General features: G+C 43.1%; 23 protein-coding genes and 1 pseudogene. 6 read left to right on the forward strand and 18 right to left on the reverse strand.

From position 1 onward, the window contains the following. Positions 1–85: 85 nt before the first annotated feature. A complete protein-coding gene (locus tag ABZM97_RS20265; protein WP_333516358.1) occupies positions 86–667 on the forward strand; it encodes a DUF421 domain-containing protein in 582 nt (193 codons plus the stop codon). Positions 668–1,051: 384 nt separating this feature from the next. Here ABZM97_RS20265 and ABZM97_RS20270 read toward each other — a convergent pair whose 3' ends face one another. The 3 genes from ABZM97_RS20270 to ABZM97_RS20280 form a co-directional block, all read right to left on the reverse strand. Beyond that, positions 1,052–1,783 (reverse strand): glycoside hydrolase family 16 protein, encoded by a 732-nt coding sequence (locus ABZM97_RS20270; RefSeq protein WP_087993272.1) that lies wholly within the window; start codon positions 1,781–1,783, stop codon positions 1,052–1,054. Between the two features lie 748 nt (positions 1,784–2,531). Next, positions 2,532–3,359, reverse strand: a complete 828-nt coding sequence (licT, locus tag ABZM97_RS20275) for a transcriptional antiterminator LicT (RefSeq protein WP_148963314.1) — start codon at positions 3,357–3,359, stop codon at positions 2,532–2,534. Between the two features lie 96 nt (positions 3,360–3,455). Beyond that, on the reverse strand, positions 3,456–4,136 hold the full coding sequence (locus tag ABZM97_RS20280; RefSeq protein WP_202327843.1) for a hypothetical protein: 681 nt from the start codon (positions 4,134–4,136) through the stop codon (positions 3,456–3,458). A 205-nt stretch (positions 4,137–4,341) separates the two neighbouring features. Here ABZM97_RS20280 and ABZM97_RS20285 point away from each other — a divergent pair, with 205 nt between their 5' ends. Then, a complete protein-coding gene (locus ABZM97_RS20285) occupies positions 4,342–5,628 on the forward strand; it encodes an MFS transporter (RefSeq protein ID WP_289348774.1) in 1,287 nt (428 codons plus the stop codon). An 18-nt stretch (positions 5,629–5,646) separates the two neighbouring features. Here ABZM97_RS20285 and dbpA read toward each other — a convergent pair whose 3' ends face one another. Next, positions 5,647–7,086 (reverse strand): ATP-dependent RNA helicase DbpA, encoded by a 1,440-nt coding sequence (gene dbpA, locus ABZM97_RS20290; RefSeq protein ID WP_087992015.1) that lies wholly within the window; start codon positions 7,084–7,086, stop codon positions 5,647–5,649. Positions 7,087–7,167: 81 nt separating this feature from the next. Then, positions 7,168–8,316, reverse strand: coding sequence for a rhamnogalacturonan acetylesterase (locus tag ABZM97_RS20295; protein ID WP_087992016.1), 1,149 nt, complete (start codon positions 8,314–8,316; stop codon positions 7,168–7,170). A 154-nt stretch (positions 8,317–8,470) separates the two neighbouring features. Between ABZM97_RS20295 and ABZM97_RS20300 the strand changes: the two genes are divergently transcribed. Together ABZM97_RS20300 and ABZM97_RS20305 are read left to right on the forward strand one after the other, a co-directional pair. After that, positions 8,471–8,803: a helix-turn-helix transcriptional regulator gene (locus tag ABZM97_RS20300; protein WP_087992017.1), complete on the forward strand. Its 333-nt coding sequence runs from the start codon at positions 8,471–8,473 to the stop codon at positions 8,801–8,803. 2 nt (positions 8,804–8,805) lie between these two features. Beyond that, positions 8,806–9,363 (forward strand): DUF2812 domain-containing protein, encoded by a 558-nt coding sequence (locus tag ABZM97_RS20305; protein WP_367387086.1) that lies wholly within the window; start codon positions 8,806–8,808, stop codon positions 9,361–9,363. Positions 9,364–9,435: 72 nt separating this feature from the next. Here ABZM97_RS20305 and ABZM97_RS20310 read toward each other — a convergent pair whose 3' ends face one another. Then, positions 9,436–9,828, reverse strand: coding sequence for a YxiJ family protein (locus tag ABZM97_RS20310; protein WP_350308329.1), 393 nt, complete (start codon positions 9,826–9,828; stop codon positions 9,436–9,438). 42 nt (positions 9,829–9,870) lie between these two features. Next, positions 9,871–10,806, reverse strand: a complete 936-nt coding sequence (locus tag ABZM97_RS20315) for a DMT family transporter (protein ID WP_087992023.1) — start codon at positions 10,804–10,806, stop codon at positions 9,871–9,873. A gap of 647 nt (positions 10,807–11,453) precedes the next feature. Here ABZM97_RS20315 and ABZM97_RS20320 point away from each other — a divergent pair. Further along, positions 11,454–12,218 (forward strand): hypothetical protein, encoded by a 765-nt coding sequence (locus tag ABZM97_RS20320; protein WP_253268692.1) that lies wholly within the window; start codon positions 11,454–11,456, stop codon positions 12,216–12,218. Positions 12,219–12,525: 307 nt separating this feature from the next. Here the strand turns inward: ABZM97_RS20320 and ABZM97_RS20325 are convergent, their stop codons facing one another. From ABZM97_RS20325 to ABZM97_RS20375, 11 genes and pseudogenes are all read right to left on the reverse strand, one after another. Beyond that, the gene (locus tag ABZM97_RS20325) at positions 12,526–12,972 is read right to left on the reverse strand and encodes a universal stress protein (protein ID WP_087992020.1); all 447 of its coding nucleotides are present in this window, start codon (positions 12,970–12,972) and stop codon (positions 12,526–12,528) included. 102 nt (positions 12,973–13,074) lie between these two features. Further along, positions 13,075–14,484, reverse strand: a complete 1,410-nt coding sequence (bglH, locus tag ABZM97_RS20330; RefSeq protein ID WP_087992021.1) for an aryl-phospho-beta-d-glucosidase — start codon at positions 14,482–14,484, stop codon at positions 13,075–13,077. Positions 14,485–14,506: 22 nt separating this feature from the next. After that, a complete protein-coding gene (locus tag ABZM97_RS20335) occupies positions 14,507–16,336 on the reverse strand; it encodes a beta-glucoside-specific PTS transporter subunit IIABC (RefSeq protein WP_367387087.1) in 1,830 nt (609 codons plus the stop codon). 466 nt (positions 16,337–16,802) lie between these two features. Continuing rightward, positions 16,803–17,162 carry a hypothetical protein gene (locus ABZM97_RS20340; RefSeq protein WP_087992022.1) on the reverse strand — a complete coding sequence of 120 codons (360 nt, stop codon included), beginning with the start codon at positions 17,160–17,162 and terminating at the stop codon, positions 16,803–16,805. A gap of 231 nt (positions 17,163–17,393) precedes the next feature. Next, positions 17,394–17,621 (reverse strand): hypothetical protein, encoded by a 228-nt coding sequence (locus tag ABZM97_RS20345; RefSeq protein WP_253268694.1) that lies wholly within the window; start codon positions 17,619–17,621, stop codon positions 17,394–17,396. A gap of 449 nt (positions 17,622–18,070) precedes the next feature. Beyond that, entirely contained in the window at positions 18,071–18,448 is a 378-nt protein-coding gene (locus ABZM97_RS20350; RefSeq protein WP_253268695.1) for a hypothetical protein, read from the reverse strand. A gap of 323 nt (positions 18,449–18,771) precedes the next feature. Next, positions 18,772–19,986: pseudogene (locus ABZM97_RS20355) on the reverse strand (T7SS effector LXG polymorphic toxin); the annotation flags it as partial. A gap of 20 nt (positions 19,987–20,006) precedes the next feature. Then, positions 20,007–20,276, reverse strand: a complete 270-nt coding sequence (locus tag ABZM97_RS20360; RefSeq protein ID WP_333516352.1) for a YwqI/YxiC family protein — start codon at positions 20,274–20,276, stop codon at positions 20,007–20,009. A gap of 11 nt (positions 20,277–20,287) precedes the next feature. Then, complete coding sequence (locus ABZM97_RS20365; RefSeq protein ID WP_087991918.1) at positions 20,288–20,653, reverse strand: DUF5082 family protein; 366 nt, start codon at positions 20,651–20,653, stop codon at positions 20,288–20,290. A gap of 305 nt (positions 20,654–20,958) precedes the next feature. Further along, a complete protein-coding gene (gene abnB, locus ABZM97_RS20370) occupies positions 20,959–22,377 on the reverse strand; it encodes an arabinan endo-1,5-alpha-L-arabinosidase AbnB (protein WP_202327834.1) in 1,419 nt (472 codons plus the stop codon). A 70-nt stretch (positions 22,378–22,447) separates the two neighbouring features. Next, positions 22,448–22,609, reverse strand: a complete 162-nt coding sequence (locus tag ABZM97_RS20375; RefSeq protein WP_250621893.1) for a hypothetical protein — start codon at positions 22,607–22,609, stop codon at positions 22,448–22,450. Between the two features lie 401 nt (positions 22,610–23,010). On the opposite strand from ABZM97_RS20375, the gene hutP reads away from it, so the two are divergent. After that, positions 23,011–23,457, forward strand: a complete 447-nt coding sequence (hutP, locus tag ABZM97_RS20380) for a hut operon transcriptional regulator HutP (RefSeq protein WP_141113404.1) — start codon at positions 23,011–23,013, stop codon at positions 23,455–23,457. Positions 23,458–23,512 lie beyond the last annotated feature (55 nt).

A 23,512-nucleotide genomic window follows, 5' to 3' on the forward strand; every position in this document is an offset into this window, starting at 1 on the left:
TTCCGCTGGCGGAAATCCTTTTGTTCTGCATAATTTAAAAATCGAAGACCATACTATGGAAAAATCAAAATATAAAGGTGATTGCATGAATTTTGCTTGGGAAGCACTCATTTTAATTATATCCGGCATCATATTGCTAAGAATTTCAGGAAGAAAGTCAATCTCCCAGATGACATTAGCACAAACTGTGGTGATGATTTCCATTGGAACGATTATTGTCCAGCCGATTATAGAGACAAGTTTATGGAAAACCCTTGTGGCAGCCGGTATTTTTACTGCGGCTTTAATACTCATGGAATGGTTCCAGGTGAAGGCCAATTGGATGGAAAAGTTCTTAACCGGCAAAGCGAAATCAGTGATTGAAGATGGCAAACTCAATATAGAAAATATGAAAAAACTGCGGCTGACAGTTGACCAGCTTGAAATGCGATTGAGGATTCATGGAATCTCCAGCATAAAGGACATTAAGAATGCAACGATTGAAGCGAACGGCCAAATAGGATATGAATTGCGTGATGACAAGAAACCGCTCACGATTGGTGAATTCAAGAAATTGATGAATATGCCGGCCGCAAACACAGTTCAACAGCCTGAACCAGAAAATCAAGAAAACATTTTTCAAGAAATAAAAAACGGTCATTCTACACCTTCTGGCAAACTAAAATAAGGCTGTTCCTTGTGCGGAAACAGCCCGAGCGAATGACCTTATTGGATATATGAAATGACTGGCAGACTTTCAACACCCCATGCATAGTAGTAATTGAAAACGCTGAAAGAATCGATTGCTTTGCCGGTTTTTACATCTACGATTAAAATATGATATCCGTAGCTTTGATCATTTGCATCTAGTCTTCTAGGTGTTTTTTTCCTAACGTATCTGAAAACATTGGATTAATCAGACCGATAAAAAACTGATTTTTATGAATCAAAAGAGGACTGATATAATCTCGGTAAGTATTGCCCAGATCAGAAGATTCATGCCAACAATTTCACATTACAATCATAAGAGCATGGCTATTATTGAAGCAGCAGGCTCTTATTACATTTGACATTATTTTTTTGTATAACGCACCCAGTCGTAATGAGCGTATAGCGGTGTTACACCATTGTAGGAACCGAGCCATTCATCAACACCCGTACCATTCCACAAGTTCATCATGATCTTTCCTGGTGTTTTCGGAATTTGGCTTGTCGCAGTATGTTTTAATTGCCCATCGACATACCATTTAATAGAGTTTGGCTGCCAATCGAACGCATACGTATGATGAGCAGTGGCTGCATCAAATCCGAGATCCACTATCTTCTCATGGTTTCCTGCACCATTTGTATAATAGTTAAATTGAACCTTTGTTGTGTCTTTTCCTAAAAATTCGATATCAATCTCATCCCAAGGAGTTCCATCCGTTGGTCCTGTGTAAGTGAAGAACGATGAAACGATCCCTGTGTTTTTAGCTGGTTTCATTCTGACTTCATAAAGTCCATATCCATATGTTTGAACAGAGCGGTTTTCCCCGCAGTCAAACTTGTTATAAGATGGACTTGTTAGCGCCAAACGCATTTCACCTAATGACGTCATTGATACGTTATTTGCACGCCAAGTGCAGTTAAACATATTTCCATTCGAATAACCATTTGCTTTTTGCCATAATCCGGAGTTATAGCTGTTAAAAGGGTCAAAAAACGATCCACCTGTTTGAGCCGAGGCATTAGAAGTGACTGCAGAAAAACTCATAAACAATCCAGTGACAAGAATCAACAACACTCTTTTCATACAAGATGACATGTTGGCATTCCCCTTTCTGAGAAAGCGTTTTCTTTGTCGATCATACATGATTTTTATAAAGGGAACATCGGTCAAAATAATGATAATAAAGAATCTTACTTACTAGAATCCTGTACTATCATTTTTAGATTATACTTAGACTCAACTTTAACAAAATGAAAGTGATGAATGTATTGAATTCAACATGTTTGGTATTCCTTCTTCAACGCTGCGCTTTTATGAAAAGGAAGGAATTAGTTCCGGAAATGAATCGAGATACAAGCGGCCGAAGAGTCGATGATTTGTTGATCGAGTACAAGAGATAGCCGCTCTGAAAAATTGTACGCCGGCTCAGCTTGCACTTGCATAGACGATGGCAAATGAAGTGATTCGTATCCCTGGAACAAAGAGAATCCCTTATTTAGAAGAAAACGCATTTTCTTCCACGCCGGCCAGCTGTAAAATGCCTTTTGCCGCTGCTAAGAATCCCCATTTTTCATCCCTTCTGCTAAAAAATAAAAAACCTAAACTACCCCTATCGCAATAGGAACGAGTAGTTTAGGTTTTGCCTGCCTGACCAGTAACAATCCTATGAAACGCCCTCATCACCCTCTGAAAAAAATAAAAACCTAAATTACCATCAGTACAGACAGAGATCATCCGCACTCATTGCAATTTAGGTTTTGCCTGCTTAGCAGTAACAATCCTAACATCCTCATATGTGAATGTAAGAAAAAATCAACACAAGAAAATAAAAATGTCAACGCTTTCATTTGACGACCCTTTCGATGTGAATCGTTAAATACAGCAGCTCGTCACTGGTGAGCTTGTGTTTATACTCCCGCTCAATGTAGGTTTGGATTTTTTTCGTGCATTCATACGCGTGATGGTACTTTTCTATCACTGTCTCCAGTAAAAAATCGTCCTGGCTTTCCATGTGCGTGCCATTAAAAAGACGCTGCGCGAAAAACTTCAAATGGGTGACAAACCGATAATAGTGAAGCGATTCTTCGTTGAATTCAATCTTAAAATGGTATTTTACGATACTCAAAATCTCTTGCATGACTTTTGTAATATTGATGATATTAGGCATCTCTTCATTCAGCTCGGCATTTACGATATGCATGGCAATAAAGCCAGCTTCATCCTCCGGCAGAGACACGCCAGTCTTGTTTTTCACCATGTGCAGCGCTTCTTTTCCGATTGCAAACTCGTCTTTGTACAGCCGCTTTGTTTCCCACAGCAAGGCGTTTTTGATATCAAGCCCTTTCTGATTGCGCTGGATGGCGAAGTTAATATGGTCGGTCAGCGACACATAGATGCTGTCGTTGAGCTTTTTGCCGAGCTTTAATTTCGCATAGCTGATAATCTCTTCGGATACTTCCATACACTCGATCGGTATATCATACAAAAGGGTTTTGAATTTTTCTGATACATCCTTGTTATCGAGCGTGAACACCTTCTCAATGCGGTCTTCATCGACATCATCGCCGGTCTTTTTCTGGAACGCGAGCCCCCTGCCCATGATGACCAATTCTTTTCCCTGTTCATTGACCACGCTGATCACGTTATTGTTGATCACCTTCGCAATTTTCATGACATGTTCCTCCAATCAACTAAGAACAAACTACACCTTGATTGTACATTCTTTTTGTACTAGGTCAATATCATCAGGGAAAGAGCAGGAAGCAGGTCAATACAATCCACTCAGCACCGGCTGCCCGGGCTGTTTTTGAAGCAGTGCCTCCAGATGTCGTTCAAATGCTGCCTTGTCAGCCCCCTGCTTTTTGACAATGCTGTTCATGATTTTGACGCTTTCGGCACTGTATTGCGTATATTGTTTTTTCAGCTGATCCAGCTGCTGTCTTGTCTTCTTCGCGTTTTTCGGTGTGACTTGGCTGATGAGTTTGATCATACGTTCTGTGATCTCAAAAAAAGCAGCACGATTTTCTTTCAGCTGCTGCATTTCGTTGCGGCTCATTCCATGATTGCGGGTTTTTTGAAGCAAAGCGATTGCCTCGGTGTTTTGTTTTTTGAGCGGTTTGTTTGCATGTTGAATCGCTCCAAGGTTCTCCTTCGCAATGTCTGCTTCTTCTTCAGTCATGCTGCTCCGAACAAAGTATTCAGGATTGCCGATTCCATAATCAAATGCTTCGCTTACACGTATCATGGAACTGAATACAATCGCCAGCTGCATATCGCTTGGGAGGGTCTGGAAGTCCTGTTTATTCTTATTGCTCATCGGTTTGGCTGTGGTTTGTTTGACCGTCTCTTGATCACGATCTGCAAACGTCTGAGCCTCATCTTCACTTTCGCATGCGCTCATCACAAGAACTGTGACCAGCAGGCTTATACACAAGCCTATTCGCCTCATGCTCTGTCTCCTCTCTGCTGAATCCCTTCTGGAAAATACGTAAAATGTAGTTAAATGGTACCAGATACACCTATCCCCATCAATAAACCAAAAGTATGATTTGGAACGCAAAAACATAAACATTTTGTAAAAATTTACGTGATTTCCATTCTTTTCAGCCCCATTTCTCGTACAATAAAAGTATTGTTACCAGAGGAGGGGGCTTGTGATGAAACGTTTTACGAAACAAGAAAACAGCTGGATTTTATATGACTGGGCAAATTCTGCATACTCGATTGTCGTGACCACCGCGGTGTTTCCGTTGTTTTATAAAGCAGCTGCTGCGGAAGGCGGTGTCGGAGCTGCTCAATCGACTGCCTATTTGGGATATACCATTGCGATTTCAACGTTTATTCTTGCGATGCTCGGGCCGATTTTAGGCACGATCGCCGACTATGAAGGGTGCAAAAAAAAGTTTTTCGGTTTCTTTGTGTCAGCCGGTGTTGCCAGCACCGCGATGCTAGCCTTTATTCCGAGTGAACATTGGCTGCTTTTATTGCTGTTTTATACGATATCAGCTATCGGTTTTTCCGGCGCCAACGTGTTTTACGATGCCTTTCTCGTTGACGTCACCCCGGAGAACCGAATGAACCTCATCTCTGCACGGGGTTTTGGCTTAGGCTACATAGGAAGCACGATTCCATTTATCATCAGCATTGCTGTCATCCTGCTTGCTCAAGCAGAGTCGATTCCGCTGTCTGTATCGGCCGCAAGCCAGCTGTCCTTTTTCATAACGGCTGCCTGGTGGGGGCTGTTTACCATCCCGATGCTGAAACATGTCCATCAGCGCTATTTCATCAAAAGAGAACCTCATATTGTTATCAACAGCTTTAAGCGGCTCGGCCAAACGATGAAACGGATTAGGCAGTACCGGGCGCTGTTCCTCTTTTTGCTTGCTTATTTCTTTTATATCGACGGAGTCGGCACGATTATTACGATGTCGACTTCCTATGGGTCTGATTTAGGGATCAGCCCCTCAAGCCTCCTGATCATCCTGTTTGTCACTCAAGTCGTCGCCGCGCCGTTTTCCATTGTATACGGAAAACTGGCAGAACGCTTTACGGGAAAAACAATGCTGTACGTTGGAATCGTCATTTATATGATTGTCTGTGTGTACGCTTATTTTATGGAGACAACGCTAGATTTCTGGATACTGGCCATGCTTGTCGCCACTTCGCAGGGCGGCATTCAAGCCCTCAGCCGTTCTTATTTCGCCAAGCTCGTGCCAAAGCGCCACGCCAATGAATTCTTCGGCTTTTACAACATTTTCGGAAAATTCGCTTCGATTATGGGACCGCTGCTCATTGCCGTTACCGCTCAGGTTACCGGGAGATCCTCGACTGCGGTGTTCAGCCTGATTGTTCTATTTGTAATCGGCATTGTGATCCTCGCTTTTGTCCCGGAGGAGACCAGCGCGGATATAAGCCAGCAGCAAAATGACCTGCCCCTTTAACTGGGAGCAGGTCATTCATCATTTATTCGCTTTATTCACCTTGAGCTTTTTCCCTTTGACGGTTGTGTTTTTCATCACTTTGAGAACTTGAGGGCCTTTTCCGTTTAAAATTTCCACGTAAGAGGCGTTATCCATGATCGTGATAATGCCGATGTCATCAGTTGACACACCGTCAATTTTGGCAATCGTTCCTACAAAATCAACAGCTCTGATTTTCTTTTTCTTTCCGCCGTTAAAATACAGCTTCATAATGTCTTTATTCAGCTCTTCGCTTTTGTCCTTTTTGAATTCCGGACGGTCATTCAATTTGGATAGAAAATCAGGTTTCTTCTTGGCCACTTCTTCTTGAGAAGGGGCTTCTATTTGTTGAATCTCAAACCCGATATATTCTTCAATGTCAGCTAAAAACCGTTTTTCGAAGGCCGTGACAAACGAAATGGCCTTTCCTTTGTTTCCTGCGCGCCCCGTCCGGCCTGTGCGGTGGACGTAGCTTTCCTTCTCAAGCGGCAGATCATAGTTGATGACAAGAGAGATATTTTCAATATCAATCCCGCGCGCGGCGACATCTGTCGCGACTAAGTAACGGTACTCGCCCCGTTTAAATTCATCCATGACATCGAAACGGTCTTCCTGAATCATTCCGCCGTGTATTTTATCGCACGGATACCCTAAGTTATCCAATTCATCGGTCAGCTGATTGACATGCTCTTTCGTCCGGCAGAAAATGATGCAGCTGTCAGGATTCTCCGTCATCAGCACATCTTTCAGCAAAGCAAACTTATTCTCTTCTCGTACTTGAATCACCGCATGTTCAATATTCCTGGTGGTAAGACCGGCCGCTTTGATTTCGATATGCTCCGGGTTTTGCATGTATTGCCGGCTTAATTTCTCAATATCCTCCGGCAGGGTCGCCGAAAACAGCATCGTCGTACGCTCAACCGGCAGATGTTTGATAATCGCCTCCACCTGCTCAATGAAGCCCATATTCAGCATCTCATCGGCTTCATCAATGACCAAATAGGACAGACGGTCTAACGGCAGCGTGCCCTTTTCGATATGATCCAGTACACGCCCCGGCGTGCCGACAACGATGTGGCTTTTTTGCTTCAGTTCAGCTTTTTGTTTATCAAAGGAAGACTTTCCAAACACGGCAGTCGCTTTGATTCGTTTAAAGCGTCCGATGTTTGTGATATCCTCTTTAACTTGTACGGCAAGCTCACGGGTCGGTGTTAAAATAAGCGCCTGCGGCTTGTTTTCATCCCAATCCGCCAGCTCACAGAGAGGAATCCCGAAAGAAGCCGTTTTCCCGCTTCCCGTCTGTGATTTGACGACAAGATCCTTTCGTTCTAAGGCAGCGGGGATCACGCTCTGCTGCACCTTGGTCGGTTCTGTATATCCCAGTCCTTCTAATGCTCGTAAAATGTCATGACTGATTTGATAGTTTTTAAAATGACTCATGTATAAACTCCTGTCTCTTGCAGATGTTCTCATTATACGCTAATTCACGCAGGCATATGTGTTTTGCCGAAAAATGACGTATTAAAATCCTTCAATTCTCTGGCGTTTCAACTCCTGAACGGCTAGCCGCGCCAGTGCGTCGGCTCCCGCGCGGTTAGGATGCAGCGTATCTCCGTCCATATATAACGCGAGTGTTTTTTCCGGGCCGATTGATGTAAAGTAAGCCGAACTAAGGACATTTAAGTCAATGAGGTGCGTTTTCTCCTCTTCGGCCAAAGCCAAAATAGAAGCCCTGTACCATCGGTTGACAGACGAATGAATGCCTTCAGACGTAAAATCTGTCGCCCGTCCCTGTGGTGTTGAAAGGATAACTTCCGCACCCTTCGCTTTCACCTGGCGGATCATATCTCGCATCATCTCCTTAAACTCCGCTTCAGATTCATTATGCTTCGGATTTGTGTCATTAATGCCGAGCTGCAACATCAAATAATCTCCCGGCTTGATATACTTCAAGATCGCCTCAAGCTGTCCGTCATTTCGAAACCCTCTCGCGATCTGCCCGCCGGACGCCATGTTTCTGACTTGAAAGGTGTGTTTGTCGACATAGTGAGGCAGCATCTGCCCCCAGCCCGCCTGCTTGCTGCTGTTGAGCGGATAATAATTGCACACCGTCGAATCGCCGCCGACATAAATGGTTCGGTTTGTCATCGGCTGATCAGACAATTTCTTGATTTTCAAGGCACTGAGCGTAAAAGCGGTGCCTGCTTTTCCCTCTGTCACCAGCAGATTCAGCTGCCCGTCGGTGACAGGAATTTGGAACGTATCCTCCGCACCGTCCCCCGTCATATTGATGACCTGAAACACACCCTCCGCCGCCACACTGGCCCTTGCCGTATTGCCAAGCGTCACATTCACCTCGTAAAGGCCATTCGGAAGATCCACGCTAAACGTATTGTCGCTTTTCGTCCCATACGTCAAAAACTGAACCGCATCACTCTTCACACCAGTCCCGGATGCCGCCACATCCTTCATATTCTCCGGTGTTTGAAAACCGTAGCCCGTTGACAGGTTATACCGATCAGACGCCCTGACACCAATGTAACCAGGCTCAACCGAACCGCTCCCAAAATCAAACTGATACACCTTCGGCTCCGCCGCCTTCACACTCTCAATCCCACCGGAACACAGCATCAACATCATCACAAAACCCGCAGCCATCCACTTTTTCATCAAGATTCCCCCTATATGTAAACGCATACATTAATGCATACTCGGTGATTGTTTCTTTATGATGACTGAATGCAGATTTGACAAAACAAAAGGAATATTTTATTATATCAACTAATGATATATCATTAGTTGATATAAGAAATGAGGTGACCCCTTGCCAAAACAACGTCAGGAAATGGATCAGCTTACCGATCCAGCCTATTACATTGTCTTAACATTGCTGGAACCAAAACACGGATATTCGATCATGCAGGAGATTGAGGACATGACCGATGACTCCTTTACGATCGGCCCGGCTACTTTATATACATTGTTAAAGAAATTACTGCAAAAAGAGATCATTGAGCTAATCAACAATGACAACCCGCGCCGCAAAGTATACCAGACCACCCTGCGCGGCCAAGAATTACTCAAAAAAGAAATTCAGCGCAGAAAAGTGATGGCGGAACACGGAGAACGCGCTTTTCAACAATTGAAAGGGGATTAGTCGTGAAACAGAAAAAATATATGATGTCCGAAGGATTGGCGTTTTCAGAAGAAAAGGATATGAAGAGACTAAGCGATATGGCCGGCAAAGGCTGGGTGCTCGATTCATTTGCGTTTATGGGGTATAAGCTTAGAAAAGCTGAACCGCGGAAATTGATCTACAGCTTAGACTATCGTGCCGTCGATGATGACAACATAGATGAGTACCTTGAAATATTCGAAAATGCCGGATGGGAGCATGTTTGTTCTGAATACACCACACATATCTTTGCCGCCGCACCCGGAACGAAGCCGATTTACTCCGACCGTTCAACCATGATTGATAAATACAAACAAAGTGAATATACCCTCCGCTATATCACATTGTTCATGCTCTGTCTTACTGCGGCTTTCACAGTCATCAGGAGTATGTTTATTTCTGCTGAAGCTTCCATACTTCATAACACCATACACATCCTTTTTGTCTTTCTCATCACCATCACGATCCCGGCTTTCCTCACTTACGCAGCCTCTGTCTTTAGAATTTGGCGAGTCAAACGCAGAAACCCCAACCTTGAGTGAAGGCTGGGGTTTTGCTTTTTCATTACTTTCCGTGCCTGTTGTACACACATTCTAAGCTTATACTATCATTTCTTATAGTGCTAGCTTATTAGAAATTATATTAATTAATAATCTCCTTGCTCGCTCGTGTAGTTCTATTTCTCGTTTTAAGGCAGGATAGTTTTCTAAAATTCTATTCATTTGATAGTACCCAGGGTATAGTTCCAAAAAAGATTTTGATAATGAATCAAGTTGGCGTTTGGGCAGTTTTTTATCTGCTAAAACATAACTTAGACTTCCAATAATGAGCATAAAATATTCATAAAAATCTTCCGCTGAACAAAATTCAGTATGATCTTCCTCTAATTTCTCAATATCAGAAGGAAATGGACCTTCTAATTCTCTTTTAATTCTCTCAAGCGTAGAAATTAATTCATTATCTAAATTGTAACGCTTATACTTTTTTATTATTATCCCTCCACAAATAACTAAGACCGCTTAGGCCTTTTTACGTTTTCTCTATTAGTGTTACTGAATTTGTTCAATATCCTTACCCTCAGCGACCACATCCGCTTTCCCCTGTCTCCTGACAAGCGTCAAAGCCATGCCCGCAAAGATCATCACGATGCCTAGTGTTTGATAGAGGTCTGGGCGGAAGCCTGTGAAGACGGTATCCAGCACGATCGCGACAGCCGGGTCGAGGAAGACAATGATTGAAATAAATTTCGTTGATAAAAAACGCAAACTGTCAAAAAACAGCAAATACACAATACCTGTATGAATGATACCGGTAGACACCACCATGATCCAGTTCCCCTGAGACAGGCCGGCAAAAGCGCCAAAGTGAATAAACGGAATCAGGATAATGATCCCTAAACCGGTTTGCAGGAAGGTGGTCGCGTAAGGGCTGAGGTTGTGAATGCCTTTTCCCAATAAAGTAGTGAACGCATAAAACAGTGCGGCGAGAACGGCCCAAATGATTCCTGATCCCATCAGCTGCGTTAGTGATGTGCTGCCATTAATCCCGGAAATCAGCGCAGTTCCCAGAAAACAGATGATAATGGAACTGACGGAGATGACGTTTAATTTTTCTCTGTAGATGATGCTCCCCAGGAGAAGAACAAGCACCGGTGCAAGGTGATAAACCGAGATGGCGATCGTGACAGATGTTTCTTCAAAAGACTTAAATAAGAACACCCAGTTGAATACAAGAAAGAAACCGCACGCCAATGTTTGCAGCACTTCTCTCTTGCTCCACTTTTCGGTTTTATACTGGCCGGACGCCAGCCAGCAGAAGCTTAAAAATAGCGTCGCGCAAAGGCAGCGGATGAATACCAATTCAACTGACGGCAAATTGGTATGCTCTGAGAAAAAGCCGATGGAACCGAAAATCACCATGGAGATGACCATTTTCAGCACGGCTGTTGATTTTTGTTTTGATATGATTGAGAGATCTTGCTGCATCAAGTGTATTCTACCTCCAGTTATGCATATGGAAAATAACCCCAGATGCAAGGTGCTTTTCCCTTTATTATAGTTTCTTTCCGGCCGTCCAGCCGCCGTCTATGACAAAGTTTGAGCCTGTAATAAAGTGCGCCTCTCAGAAGCTAAAGATGACCTTTTAAATGATTCTGCTGATAATTCAAAAATGATTAAAATACTGGAATCCAATGGCTTTGTTCAGGCTGTACATCAAAGATTCTGCCTGCTGAACATCAGATAAGGCTGCTTCCTTCATATGAAAGCATTGTTTACTATAAATTCTGACATCTTATCCGTTTAATTATCTACTCCAACGACACGCTGACCGGTAGAAGTTGCTTTACCGCCTCAATGTCTTTGCACCTGTATTCATTATATTCTTTTTTTCACCATTTTACATTATACCTTTATTCATTTTGGTAATTTTAAGCAACACGGATACTATACTTAAATGATGTATCACTTATCATTTAGCATGTTGCACATGTAGATTTCTGGTTTTTGCCAACACGAAGAGCCCCCAAGAAATACCAACCTACTCAATTGGATTAACGATAGATGAGAAGGGGAATGCTGTTGATATCGCAACTTTTACAGCACACTTTACGTTTTAGAAAGGAACGATGTTAATGGAGTCTATCTGGCTGGAATATGCCTGGACATTACTCATTTTAATTGGATTAGAAGGACTGCTGTCGGCTGATAATGCCCTTGTACTGGCAGTAATCGCCAAGCATTTACCTGATGATCAGAAAAAAAGAGCGATAAATTATGGAATCATCATGGCATTTGCCTTCCGGTTTGCGGCGCTTTTTGCCATTTCGTTTATCGCGAATGTCTGGCAGATTCAGGCGATAGGTGCAGCGTATCTTCTTTACCTGGGCTTAAAGCATGTGGTGAAGGCCCGTTTCGGGAAAAAAAATGAGAACATTCATGAGGAGGCAAAAGAGGAGGCTGCCGGAAAAGGTTTCTGGCCCACAGTCGGAAAGATTGCTTTAGCGGATCTCGCTTTTGCCATTGATTCGATTCTTGCTGCGGTTGCTTTAGCTCTCGGCCTTCCGGATTCACCGCTTGATGATTTCGGCGGTATGGATGGAGGACAATTTATTGTTGTTGTCCTAGGCGGAATTGCAGGCCTTATCCTGATTAAGTTTGCAGCAACCTGGTTTGTAAAACTTCTTAATCAGCGCCCCGCACTGGAAACAACCGCATATGCCATTGTGGCCTGGGTCGGTGTCAAACTGGTGGTCATTACCCTTGCCCATGAGGATATTGGAATCCTGGACCATCACTTTCCGCACAGCACCACCTGGACGCTGATCTTCTATGGCGTTTTAGTGGCCATTGCTTTATTCGGTTGGTTTGCGCCGGCCAATAAAGCAGCAAAGAAATAGATGGAATAAGCAACAATGAAAAGAGGAAGGTATGTTTAAGAGCATACGGGACTTTTATGTGAACGGGGCAGCTAACATTCGAATAGGAAACTGGGAAAACAAATTAAAACGCTGTGGCAACTAGGCAGTTGGATTTGAAACCAAACCAGATAGAGGCGTCATCCCTTATTGTTCAAAGGGAGGCGCCTCTTTTGGTAAAGCTGTATTACAAAAAACAAGTTTATTTAAGGTTGTTTTTAAGTTTAAGTCTCGGACGATGGTCAGCCGCTATCATTAGCAAGATGTTCAGCAGAAATTTAATTTTTTTCTATCGAACAATTAAAACCGGGCAAGTTGATAATTGAGACACTTTATGGCTGACGCTTCCAAGCATCATTTCTTTCAGTCCGCTGATGCCCCGGCTGCCGACTACGATCAGGCTGACGCCTTTCTCTTTTGCGGTATTTAGTATCTCATGCGCCGGCTCGCCATTCGCGTAAATGATTTCAGCTTGAACACCGTTCTCGGCTGCATTTTCTTTTGCCTTCTCAAGGATTTTCATGCCTTCTTTTTTAACCTGGTCCCTGATTTCTTCAATAAAATGTTCAGGCACATAGACCATTCCCGTCAGAGAAGAAGTCGTGACGACGGCTTCTCTCCCCACATGAAGAATGCTTAGTTCCGTCTGCTGCTCTTTAGCCAAATGCACTGCGGCATCAAGCGCTTTTGCACTCATATCTGATCCGTCAATCGCAACTAACATTTTGTTAAACATGCTCTTCCCGCCTTTCGGACTGTGGGTGGTTCATCTTTCTCTTCTATTGTCCGCCCGCTTCCGGTTATTGTCAATTGAAGCGCATGAGTATTCAAAAAATTGTCAGAGACTCTCTCCATTTGTGGCGATGACCCGCTGATACCAGCCGAAGCTTTTTTTCTTGATGCGGTTTAATGTTCCGTTTCCTTCATTGTCCCGATCAACATAAATGTAGCCGTAGCGTTTTTTCATTTCCGCAGTGGAGGCGCTGACAAGGTCAATCGGTCCCCATGACGTGTATCCGATTAAGTCGACACCGTCAGCAATGGCTTCCCGGGCTTCAATCAAATGGTCCCGCAGATAGTCGATTCTGTAATCATCCTGAATAGAGCCGTCCTCCTCCACTTTGTCTGCCGCACCAAGGCCGTTTTCCACGATAAACAGCGGCTTCTGGTAGCGGTCATATAGCGTATTGAGCGTGGTGCGCAAGCCCTTCGGATCAATCTGCCAGCCCCATTCTGATGATTTGAGATATGGATTTTTCACACCGCCCAGCAGGTTGCCTTCTGATTTTGTAAGATCTTCAGGATCAGTGCTTGCCGCCATCGACATGTAGTAGCTGAATCCGATGTAATCCACCGTATGTTCTTTCAAAATCTCTTCATCGCCATCAGCCATTTCAATTTCAATATGATTTTCTGCCAAGAAGCGTTTCATATATCCCGGGTATGCGCCTCGTGCCTGCACATCTGAGAAGAAAAGTGTTTTGCGCTCATTCTCCATTGCCGCGAAGACATCCTCCGGCTTAGATGTCATCGGATAGGTTGTCGTTGCCGCAATCATACAGCCAATTTTTGAATCAGGAATGATCTCATGCCCCGCTTTGACAGCGCGGGCGCTGGCGACAAACTGGTGGTGCGCGGCCTGATACATCGCGTTTAATTTGTTTTCTCCTTCTTCAAAGACAAGGCCGCCGCCGGTAAATGGCGCATGGAGCACCACGTTAATTTCATTGAACGTCATCCAATACTTCACTTTGTGCTGATAGCGTTTGAAAACGGTTTTGGCATAGCGTTCATAGAACTCGATGACCTTGCGATTCTTCCAGCCGCCATACTGTTTCACTAAGCCGAGCGGCATTTCATAATGAGAGATGGTGACAACAGGCTCAATCTCATGCTTTAACAGCTCATCAAACAGATCGTCATAAAATTTGAGTCCTTCTTCATTTGGCTCCTCTTCATCGCCATTCGGAAAAATTCTTGTCCACGCTATTGATGTGCGAAACGCCTTAAATCCCATTTCCGCAAATAAGGCAATGTCCTCTTTATAACGATGGTAAAAATCAATTCCGTCATGATACAGATTTAAGGAAGACATCGACTCATCAAATGGAGACATGATGCCGTTCGGTGATACGTCAGCCGTCGAAAGCCCCTTACCGCCCTCGTTATAAGCACCTTCCACTTGATTGGCAGCAACCGCGCCGCCCCATAAAAATCCTTCTGGAAATCGTTTTGCATTTGCACTCATATTGATCACCTCATCAGTTTTTTTAAGATAAAGCTAGCAACGCTTCTTTTGTCTTCACCTTGCCGATTTCTTTTACAGGCGAAAACGAATATCGGTCTGTGTTGGTCACGATCACCGGGGTGATGACGTCATATCCCGCCGCTTTGATTTGTTCCAGATCAAAGGACACGAGCAAATCTCCCGGTGCGACCTTGTCGCCTTCTTTGACGTGAGCTGTAAACCATTGCCCCTCCAGCTTCACAGTGTCCAATCCAATGTGTATGAGAATTTCGGCTCCCTGATCACTCGTCATTCCAATCGCATGCTTGGTTTTAAAAACAGTGGTAACGCTTCCATGAACAGGAGAAACAACTTCTCCTTCTTCAGGCTCAATAGCGAATCCTTTTCCCATGACCCCGGCAGAAAACACCCCGTCATTCACTTCACTTAATGACTTTACTTCACCTTTAATCGGGCTGTGAATGATTTCTCCGCTGCCTTCATGCACAGACGGCCGCTGATCACTGTCAGACGGCACATCCTCGAATCCAATAAGATAGGCTGCCGCTGTTCCAGCCGCAAACGCAATCACAAGGCCGATCATGGCGTAAATAAACGTTGGTCCGATGAAGACCGGAATACTCGGCAGACCCGCGTTTCCTCCAACAATATAGGAAGCAACACCCGTCACACCGTAAAACGCGCCGCCGGCCGCTCCGCCCAGCAAAGCCGCCGCAAACGGTTTTTTTAAACGCATATTCACGCCGTACATCGCGGGTTCTGTAATCCCCATCAACGCCGTGATGCTTGTGGTAAGCGCGAGTGATTTGAATTTTTTGTTTCTGGAGCGAAGGAAGACGGCAAATGATGCCCCGGCCTGCCCCATATTCGCCAAAAACATAGCCGGCAGCAAGTAATCGTGCCCGTTTTGGGCAATGTTGTTAATCATAATAGGCACCAATGCATAATGCATGCCTGTCATAATGATTAAAGAGAATGTTCCCGCAAGCAAAATCATCGCAATAAGCCCTGCATGATCAAATAAAACATTCACACCGACAGACAAGTATTCTCCCAAAATAGCGCCAAGCGGACCGACAGTAATCAGCGTCAGCGGCACAACAATCAGCAATGTCAGTGTCGGAACCACAATCAGCTTCAGAGAAGAGTGGGTGACCCGGTCAATCCACTTCTCAACATACGATGCGATCCAAATTGCAAGCAAAATCGGAATGACTGTTGAAGAATACGTGGCAGCGGTTACAGGAAGCCCGATAAAGGAAATCGGTTTCCCCGCACCGAGCAGTGCCGTCAGATCCGGGTGCAGAATAGCCGCCCCAATCGCCGCCGCTACATATGGATTGCTTCCGAACTTTCTCGCCGCGCTCATTGCAAGCAGGAGCGGCAGGAAGTAGAACGCGCCATCACCGACAGCCGAGAGAATCACATGCGCCTGACTCGTCTCTGTCATCCAGCCGAATGTAACGGCTAACGCGACAAGCCCTTTGATCATCCCTGCTCCCGCAATCGCCGGAAGAATCGGGGTAAACACACCAGAAATCACATCAAAGACCGCACTCAGCACATTCTTTTTCTGGGATGATGAACCGGCACTCTTCTCATCACTGAGCTTACCGTGCTGCAGCATCGCCTGGTACACCTTGGGCACATCATTTCCTATGATAATTTGAAACTGACCACCGCTGATATTAGTGCCCATCACACCCGGCAGCTGCTCCAGCTGACCGCGATCCGCCTTCGAATGGTCATGAAGATTAAAACGAAGCCTTGTCATGCAGTGAATCACGCGCTGAACGTTGTCTTCACCGCCTACGAGTTGTAATATGTCTTTCGATAACTTATCATAATCCATGTGAATACCTCCTTTTTATGGGGGAACCCGCTGGATGAAAGGTGGCCGCCTTTCATCCAGCTTTTTTTGTATCAAATGCCGCATCACCTCCTTAATTGAGAATAAAAAAAACCTAAATGACACAGATTGCGAGAGTCTCCTCCTGCACCTGCACCATTTAGGTTTTGCCTGCTTTCGCAGTAACAATCCTGACGGGTCGCTTTATTTGTTTGTAGGTATACTTTAGCACTAGGTTTATTTTATGTCAACGCTTTCATTTTCCTTCTATTACAATGTGCCGATAAATTTATTTTTCAAGAATGAGAACTACCAACCATTATTTTGAGAATAATAACAAATATATTTAACATAAACTTTTAGGATTGGAAATGTTATAGTTTTTTGTTTTCTCATATCAAATACATCAAAATTACAAATAGAAGCTGGTTCCCAGCTCCTATTTGTCGAAAACCTGAAAGGTCCAGATTTAATCGTATTCAATCACAACAGTTTTGTTTTTCACATGTTCAAGAAATTGTATAATTTCTTGAACTAATTCTACTAATTCTTTTTTAAAACCGTCTGAAGCATCTAGTTTGCTTACATCAAAACTTTTCATTTGGTTTATTGTTAATTGTACGTCTTCTATTACCCAAGGTGAGTCATCATACCAGCCTTCTTGATAAAAGTATTCTTTAATAATTCCCTCTTTTTCTAGATTGTTATCTAATAAAGCTTTTAATAAAGTTTCAAAGTATCCATTCCACATGATGATCTTGTTTTCTCCATCAGATAAGGCAAGTTCAGATTCACCTTCAAATCCATCATAAAATTTTGTATTTAACAACTTGATCAATCCTTCAGTTATCACTCTAATTATTTTTCATTAAATTTAAAGGTTAAAGCAATTCAACACCAACTTGTTTAAAGAATGAAACTATTATTCTCACTTTCTTTCCTACGTTTATCACCAGAGTATTTTCAACTTTTTTAAGCTAGTAACGTCTTTTTCATAAATAAATAGGCACCTTGATGGGCGCCTTTAAAATAGATATACTCTTTGTTTACTTTATAAGCTTTACTTTAGTCCAGAATAAGAATTTTCAATATTCTCTTCTAATTCCTCTATTAGCTCTTTAATATCACCACTTAGATTTTCTTTTATCATTTCTTGTAATGCCTTGTAACTCTCTGGAAGACCCAAATAAGCAATTATTGATGTAGCATTATCCATTAGATCATAAGAATTTGGTTCCAATAAATCTCTTATTATAATATCTACTTTGTGTTTAATTTTTTCGGCCAAAATCTTATATGTATTCTATTGTCTTTCTGAAAGTTGATATATTGCTTCAGATAACTCAATATTACTGACATTATCCTTTTTACTGGGATAAGCATCAATAACCTCATTAAAGAACTCTTCTAATGTTTACAGATAAAGTATCGGGTAGTTCATCAAATTTAGAAATATCCATGTTTTACTCTCATTCTATTTCAGGCGGGTTAATGCCGACCTGCGTATAAATCGATTCGGCTAATGCTGCTGTTTCATTTTATTTTCATTAAGCTGAATTTGCAGACTACTGTTCCACATATTTTTATTCTGTTAGTAATAAAATGTAGTGCCCACATTGTTTATTAACCAACTTTTACTCTGAAAAATCCAATTCACTGCACTTTTCTTTTATCCATTCTAGTCTTTCAGCTACCTCTGTAAGCTATAGTACCTCAATCCGTTTTTAAGTGATTGCGCTATTCTTTAATAAGCACCTTTTTTGACAATATCCACCCATTTAAACCATAAGAAGCTTGTATTTTAAAGTAATGATAACTATTCTCCTTAATATGATTCATCAATTCATCTATAGAATCATAGTCCATTGGCCAATAATAGGATTTACCTTTTTCTAATAATTCTTCATTCTCTAAAACGAACGAATTGATCTCTTCTTCAAAGATATCCAAAAGTATACTATTAGGTATCTGGTCTTCAAAATGAAAAGCGAAAAAATCTTCAAATGCAATTTTAAATAGCTCTCCGTTTTCGCTCTCCGAGAGTATTTGTATTATTGATGACTCAAAGTCTATTTGATAATTTAAAATTTTGCTATCATGAATTTTCTCCATCATCGATTAGCTCCTTATTCTGGTTTTTGTCTAGGTTTTTTTTGAGTCCAATCCCACTTATGCCTATGCGGAAATGTATGTGTTCCATCATCAGAATGGTTAAAATCTATATCTTCTTTTGCCCTTCCTGTTTCATCATAGTACCTTCTTTGCTTTACAGTTCCATCGGAATTTAACAGATCGGTTGAAGAATTAGGTTCTCCTTTTCCAGGCAAACTATTTTTATTTTTCACTTCACTATGTTTCGGCATCTTCTCTCCATTTTTTATAACATCATCAAAATTAGAGCTGCTGGCTTTCTTACTAGACTCACCCGTTCCCTTATGAACTTTCGCAGCTTTCTTCGCCTTTTTCCCATCATCAATTAGTTTATTAATATCTCTTAACTTTTCTAACTTAGCTATTTTGGCAAATGGTACTGAGTTTATGGAGGCAACAACACGGTCTTTTTCTGTGACTTTTTCGCCTGTTATCGGATCTCTGCCGGTGACGGCCTTAAAAAGGTCATTCACGCCGGTAAGATCTACAGCTGTCTCTAAGATTTTCACATATCCACTCTCATCCACTTTAATGTCCGAAAGCGAGACGACAGGTTCAAGTTTCATGTTATTACCTGATATGTATACATTGTAAAGTGTATCATTATAAACGACTTGCTTAACCTCTGCATTTGAGAAATCAGTTTTTACATGTTCTACATGTTCACTCGTATTATACACTTTACCATTAATAACAATAATATTTTTATTGACCTTTTTAGAATGATCCGTTTTTACAACTGAATCGACTTTAGACTTTTCTTTCTCGTCTAATTTCTTCAACATCATCTCCATCGGAGAATCATCCGCCTGCTTCATTTGCGGGTTAATGGCGCCAAAGGTTTGATTGATCTTTTCCTCTTCCTTTGATTTCAAGATAGAGCCGCTTTTGTAGCCTGTAATTTCAATTTTCGGCCCGGTGTACATCGTTTCGAGCTGATCTATGTATTTTTTCATCGTTTGAAAATCTGATTTTGCTGTTTCCAGCGCTTGGGTTTGCTGGCCGTCAAATTGAAAGAGCTTATGCAGGGTGTCCGAAATCAGTCGCTCAGCCTGTTCTGTTTCCATCCGAAAAAAGGAGTCATTGACTGTTGGCAGGCTGACGATGTGGTCGATGGCTGATGTCTGGCGATTGACTGCGTCTGTAAGCTGCTCTGTTACTTCTCGCGCATGCTTGATTCCGTGTCTTGCGTCATGTGAGAGAAAAGCCTCCACAATCATGCCGTGAGAGTCGGATTCTACAGAGGAAATGCCGTGCTGCGTTTGTTTCAGTACTTTTTTGTATTCGTCGATAAACATGCCGAAGAAAAGGAGAAAGGGCTTGTGGCACTCCTCGTAGAAGGTTCGGATCGCATCTCCGCCTTTTCCTTTTAACGCATCCTTCATGCCTGCCAGATGCTCAACGCTTTTTTCCAGCTTCTCCAGCTGCTGTTTTTGCTTGTCCAGTTTCTCAATCGTATGCTGAATGCCCTCGTGAAGAGCGTGGACATCTAATGTTTTCAAATTCCTTGTCCTCCCGCGCTTTATTTCATGGAAGATGATACGTTTTCGTCCGTTTCTTTCATGGCGTTTACCGCGCTTTCCGTTTGTGCGATATGCTTGGCCAGAACGGATGCATATGCTTCAGTGAGCTCTTTGATGTCCTCATTTAATTGCTCGATGGACTTCACAACGTTTAAATGGTTTCTGCCTGAAAGATGGCCGGGTACGGAGGACTTGAGTTCAGCTGAGTTCTTGAGCTGAGAAAGCCCTTGCTTCACTGTGCCATAGACCATTTTAATTTCCTGTGCCATTTGTGCTCACCTCACTTTTTATGTTTTTCCTGCTCTATTTCATGCTCTATTCTCGTGATTTGCCGTCTTATGGAATATACATCGCCCTCTAATGAATGGATTTTTCCTTCGATGCTTTCGATGATTCCGCTGACCTGTTGGCTTTTGATTTGATGATATGATTTGTTCATTCCATCACGAATATCTTCAAACCGCTCAGCGTGTGTTCCTCTCCATACATCCCGGTTAAGATGCGGCCGGTGAATGAGATGCTGAACCTCGGAAAAATCGTGTTTGATTTGCCTGATTTCGTGCAGCACTCGTTTTAACTGATGGATCTGTTCCTGTTTTTCATGTAAATCGGCTTTGACCGAATGTAACAACATTTCACTATGCATGCCGCAACACCTCATGTTTCTATCAAACTGTGTAAATTCTTTACAATACAGACTATTTTCATATTACATGATGGGTCATATTGGATAAATAGGTGAAAAGGTTTGTCTTGAGGAGGATTGATTAGTTCCAAATTGCTACAAAATTGCTTTTTATGATTTTACAAGGAGTATAATAAGAATAGAGAGGACTTTGTGTTTAGGTCTATATTCTCATCTAAAGCTTTTGTTTTTTCTTCCGTAGGACTGTTACTTATAGTCAATAGTGATCATAAAAAAACGCCCTCCTAAGAAGGCGCTTCTCCATCTTATTTAGACCCCCAAACAGCCTCACCGCTGCCATTCAACACACTAAACGTCATCACGTCCTTCTCTCTCACCGAATCCCACTGCCGTAAAAATACTCCGCTATACTTCTTGCCGGCTAACGTGATTTCGGCTGTATTTTTACCAGTTTTCTGCCATGTTCCGGTCATTTCCCCGGAAATGGTGTGGTTTTTGTTGAGTTGGATGTTGATGGTTTTTTTGATGTCTGCTGAGATGTCTTTTCCGTGCTGGATGAGTTTGTAGGTTCCTGTGATGTCTTTTTGTTTTACTTTTTCCAGTGTTTCACCTGCGTAACGATATGGGGCTGTTACCGGCCAGCCGTCTTTGTTCATGAACATTTGGTGGACTCTGACTTCGTGTTCTTCACCTCTGCCCGGGAAGCGGGTGTGGAAGAGTAAATAGGATCGTCCGGTTTTTTCGTCATAGTATGCGGAATTGTGGCCTGGCGAGACGTAGCCTGTTCCTTTTTCAGTTTCTGTTTCAAATGAATAGCTGCCCATCAGTTTGACGCCGTACGGTTCGATAGAGCGGTCATCGAAGACTGTGCCTTCTTTGCCGCGGACGTCAATCATTGGGTTGCCTTCTGCGTCATAGTAAGGGCCGTCCGGTTTTTTGGAGCGGGCGACACGAATGTTATAGCCTCCTGTTGCGTCGAGACCGCCATATGACAGGTATAAATAGTAGTATTGGGTGTCTGGATTGTAGAGAACATACGGGCCTTCGATTCTGCTGTGGTTGCCGCCGAGCAGTTTTTTGCCGTATCCCTGCCCAGGAAGCGGGAAGCCTGTTTTCGGATTCATTTCAAGAATGAAAATGCCGCCAGAGTATGATCCGTACACCATCCACAGCTTGCCGTCTTTATCAAAGAAGGTATGCGGGTCTACAACATTCGGGTGTTTGGTTGCGTCATACGGTGTTCCATCGCTGCTTGTGCCTTCCATTCCTGATTTTAAAAAGATGCCTTTGTTTTTGTACGGGCCTTCGATGTTGTCAGCGACGGCCACGCCCATGGCCGATCTTGGCGAATCGCCGCGGCAGGCGTTGTAGTACATGTAGTATTTGCCGTCCGCCAGTTGTGTGACGTCAGCCGCCCACAGGGTATCGGATTGCGCCCATTCGAAGGTATCTTTTAATTCTTCGTAGACATTCGGAATCAGAGGATTGGTGTTGCTTACACTGGTGGTCAGCTGTTGCCATTGCATGAGGTCATTTGTTTTTGCTGAAGCGAGATGAGATCCAAAAACATAAAAGGTGCCGTTTGTCTCAATGACAGAAGGGTCATGAACACTGACTTCTGTAAATACGGGTTTTTCTCCCTTTTGTGCATAAGCGGAGTTTGGCAGGGTAAAGGCCATAATAAGAGCTGCAAGAAAACATACACGGAACAATCGGTTTAACATCTAAACAGTTCGCCTCACTTTTTTATCAAATTTTAAGCGCTTACATTTTCTATGAAAAAGCCCGAGTCCGTTATAAAGGCCCGATGTTTTCATATTCAAACGTTCCCCACTGTTCTCTTACATTGTCCATGATGTTCATGACATCCAGGGAGAGATGGATGGTCTGGCTGCCTGCTTGCATATTCCCTACTTCATAATTCAACCCTTTTGCCGTTTCTCCTTCTTTCATCATCTCTGTTTTTCCATTTGCGTATGTAATGAACGCTTTGTCCGGCCTTGTGAAGTCATCGACTGTGATAAAGCCATTTTCTCCGGCAACTACGCCTCTTTTTGCATTTTCACCCTCATTGTCAGTGATATGCCTGACTGCTCGTCTACACCTTTGTCAGCCGGCTTGGCCGTGCTGAGGATCTCATTCGGCTGGCTCGTGAGAAAACAGCAACCGCCCACACCCCTGTCTGGCTATCGTGTGCAATGTGCTGAAAAAAACCGTCCGGTTATCTGCGCCACGCTATCACAATAGCAATCTAACTTGTTAAAGACTGTAAAAAACCTTTTGACTTCTGCTGCTGAACCAATTAATATAATACACAGTTAATAGTTATCAGAATTTTTAGGAATTGAGTGATTCATATGACACTGCACAAAGAGCGCCGGATCGGCCGGCTGTCTGTTCTTCTGCTGCTTAATGAAGATGAAGAACGTACACAGGTCGGGGAGCTGGAGCGAGATGGATGGAAAGTCTGTCTCGGCAAGGTAGGATCAATGGACGCGCATAAAGTAGTAGCCGCAATTGAAACCGCTTCCAAAAAGAGCGGTGTCATTCAATCTGACGGTTATCGCGAGTCACATGCGCTTTATCATGCAACGATGGAGGCTTTGCATGGCGTGACCAGAGGTGAAATGCTGCTTGGATCGCTGCTTCGGACGGTTGGCTTGAGGTTTGCCGTTTTGAGGGGAAATCCTTATGAAAGTGAAGCGGAAGGCGATTGGATCGCTGTCTCGCTTTATGGAACAATCGGGGCGCCGATCAAAGGACTTGAGCATGAGACATTCGGCGTTGGAATCAATCACATATGAAACAGCCCATAGATCTTAGACGATAGGGGGCTATGCGTGAAATCAAATTTTCACA

The organism is Bacillus vallismortis, from assembly GCF_040784915.1.
GTDB lineage: Bacteria > Bacillota > Bacilli > Bacillales > Bacillaceae > Bacillus > Bacillus subtilis_G.

Bases quoted from the DNA above. Each gene is read 5' to 3' on its own strand.
- bglH (WP_087992021.1), bottom strand. From the start codon at position 14,484: ATGAGTGCAAATGCAAAACGATTTCCAGAAGGATTTTTATGGGGCGGC.
- ABZM97_RS20325 (WP_087992020.1), bottom strand. From the start codon at position 12,972: ATGTTTAACAAAATGTTAGTTGCGATTGACGGATCAGATATGAGTGCA.
- ABZM97_RS20280 (WP_202327843.1), bottom strand. From the start codon at position 4,136: ATGAGGCGAATAGGCTTGTGTATAAGCCTGCTGGTCACAGTTCTTGTG.
- ABZM97_RS20360 (WP_333516352.1), bottom strand. From the start codon at position 20,276: ATGGCACAGGAAATTAAAATGGTCTATGGCACAGTGAAGCAAGGGCTT.
- ABZM97_RS20365 (WP_087991918.1), bottom strand. From the start codon at position 20,653: ATGCATAGTGAAATGTTGTTACATTCGGTCAAAGCCGATTTACATGAA.
- ABZM97_RS20320 (WP_253268692.1), top strand. From the start codon at position 11,454: ATGGAGTCTATCTGGCTGGAATATGCCTGGACATTACTCATTTTAATT.
- hutP (WP_141113404.1), top strand. From the start codon at position 23,011: ATGACACTGCACAAAGAGCGCCGGATCGGCCGGCTGTCTGTTCTTCTG.
- ABZM97_RS20315 (WP_087992023.1), bottom strand. From the start codon at position 10,806: ATGCAGCAAGATCTCTCAATCATATCAAAACAAAAATCAACAGCCGTG.
- ABZM97_RS20270 (WP_087993272.1), bottom strand. From the start codon at position 1,783: ATGTCATCTTGTATGAAAAGAGTGTTGTTGATTCTTGTCACTGGATTG.
- ABZM97_RS20265 (WP_333516358.1), top strand. From the start codon at position 86: ATGAATTTTGCTTGGGAAGCACTCATTTTAATTATATCCGGCATCATA.
- licT (WP_148963314.1), bottom strand. From the start codon at position 3,359: ATGAAAATTGCGAAGGTGATCAACAATAACGTGATCAGCGTGGTCAAT.
- dbpA (WP_087992015.1), bottom strand. From the start codon at position 7,086: ATGAGTCATTTTAAAAACTATCAAATCAGTCATGACATTTTACGAGCA.
- ABZM97_RS20350 (WP_253268695.1), bottom strand. From the start codon at position 18,448: ATGATGGAGAAAATTCATGATAGCAAAATTTTAAATTATCAAATAGAC.
- ABZM97_RS20335 (WP_367387087.1), bottom strand. From the start codon at position 16,336: ATGGATTATGATAAGTTATCGAAAGACATATTACAACTCGTAGGCGGT.
- abnB (WP_202327834.1), bottom strand. From the start codon at position 22,377: ATGTTAAACCGATTGTTCCGTGTATGTTTTCTTGCAGCTCTTATTATG.
- ABZM97_RS20295 (WP_087992016.1), bottom strand. From the start codon at position 8,316: ATGAAAAAGTGGATGGCTGCGGGTTTTGTGATGATGTTGATGCTGTGT.
- ABZM97_RS20375 (WP_250621893.1), bottom strand. From the start codon at position 22,609: ATGATGAAAGAAGGAGAAACGGCAAAAGGGTTGAATTATGAAGTAGGG.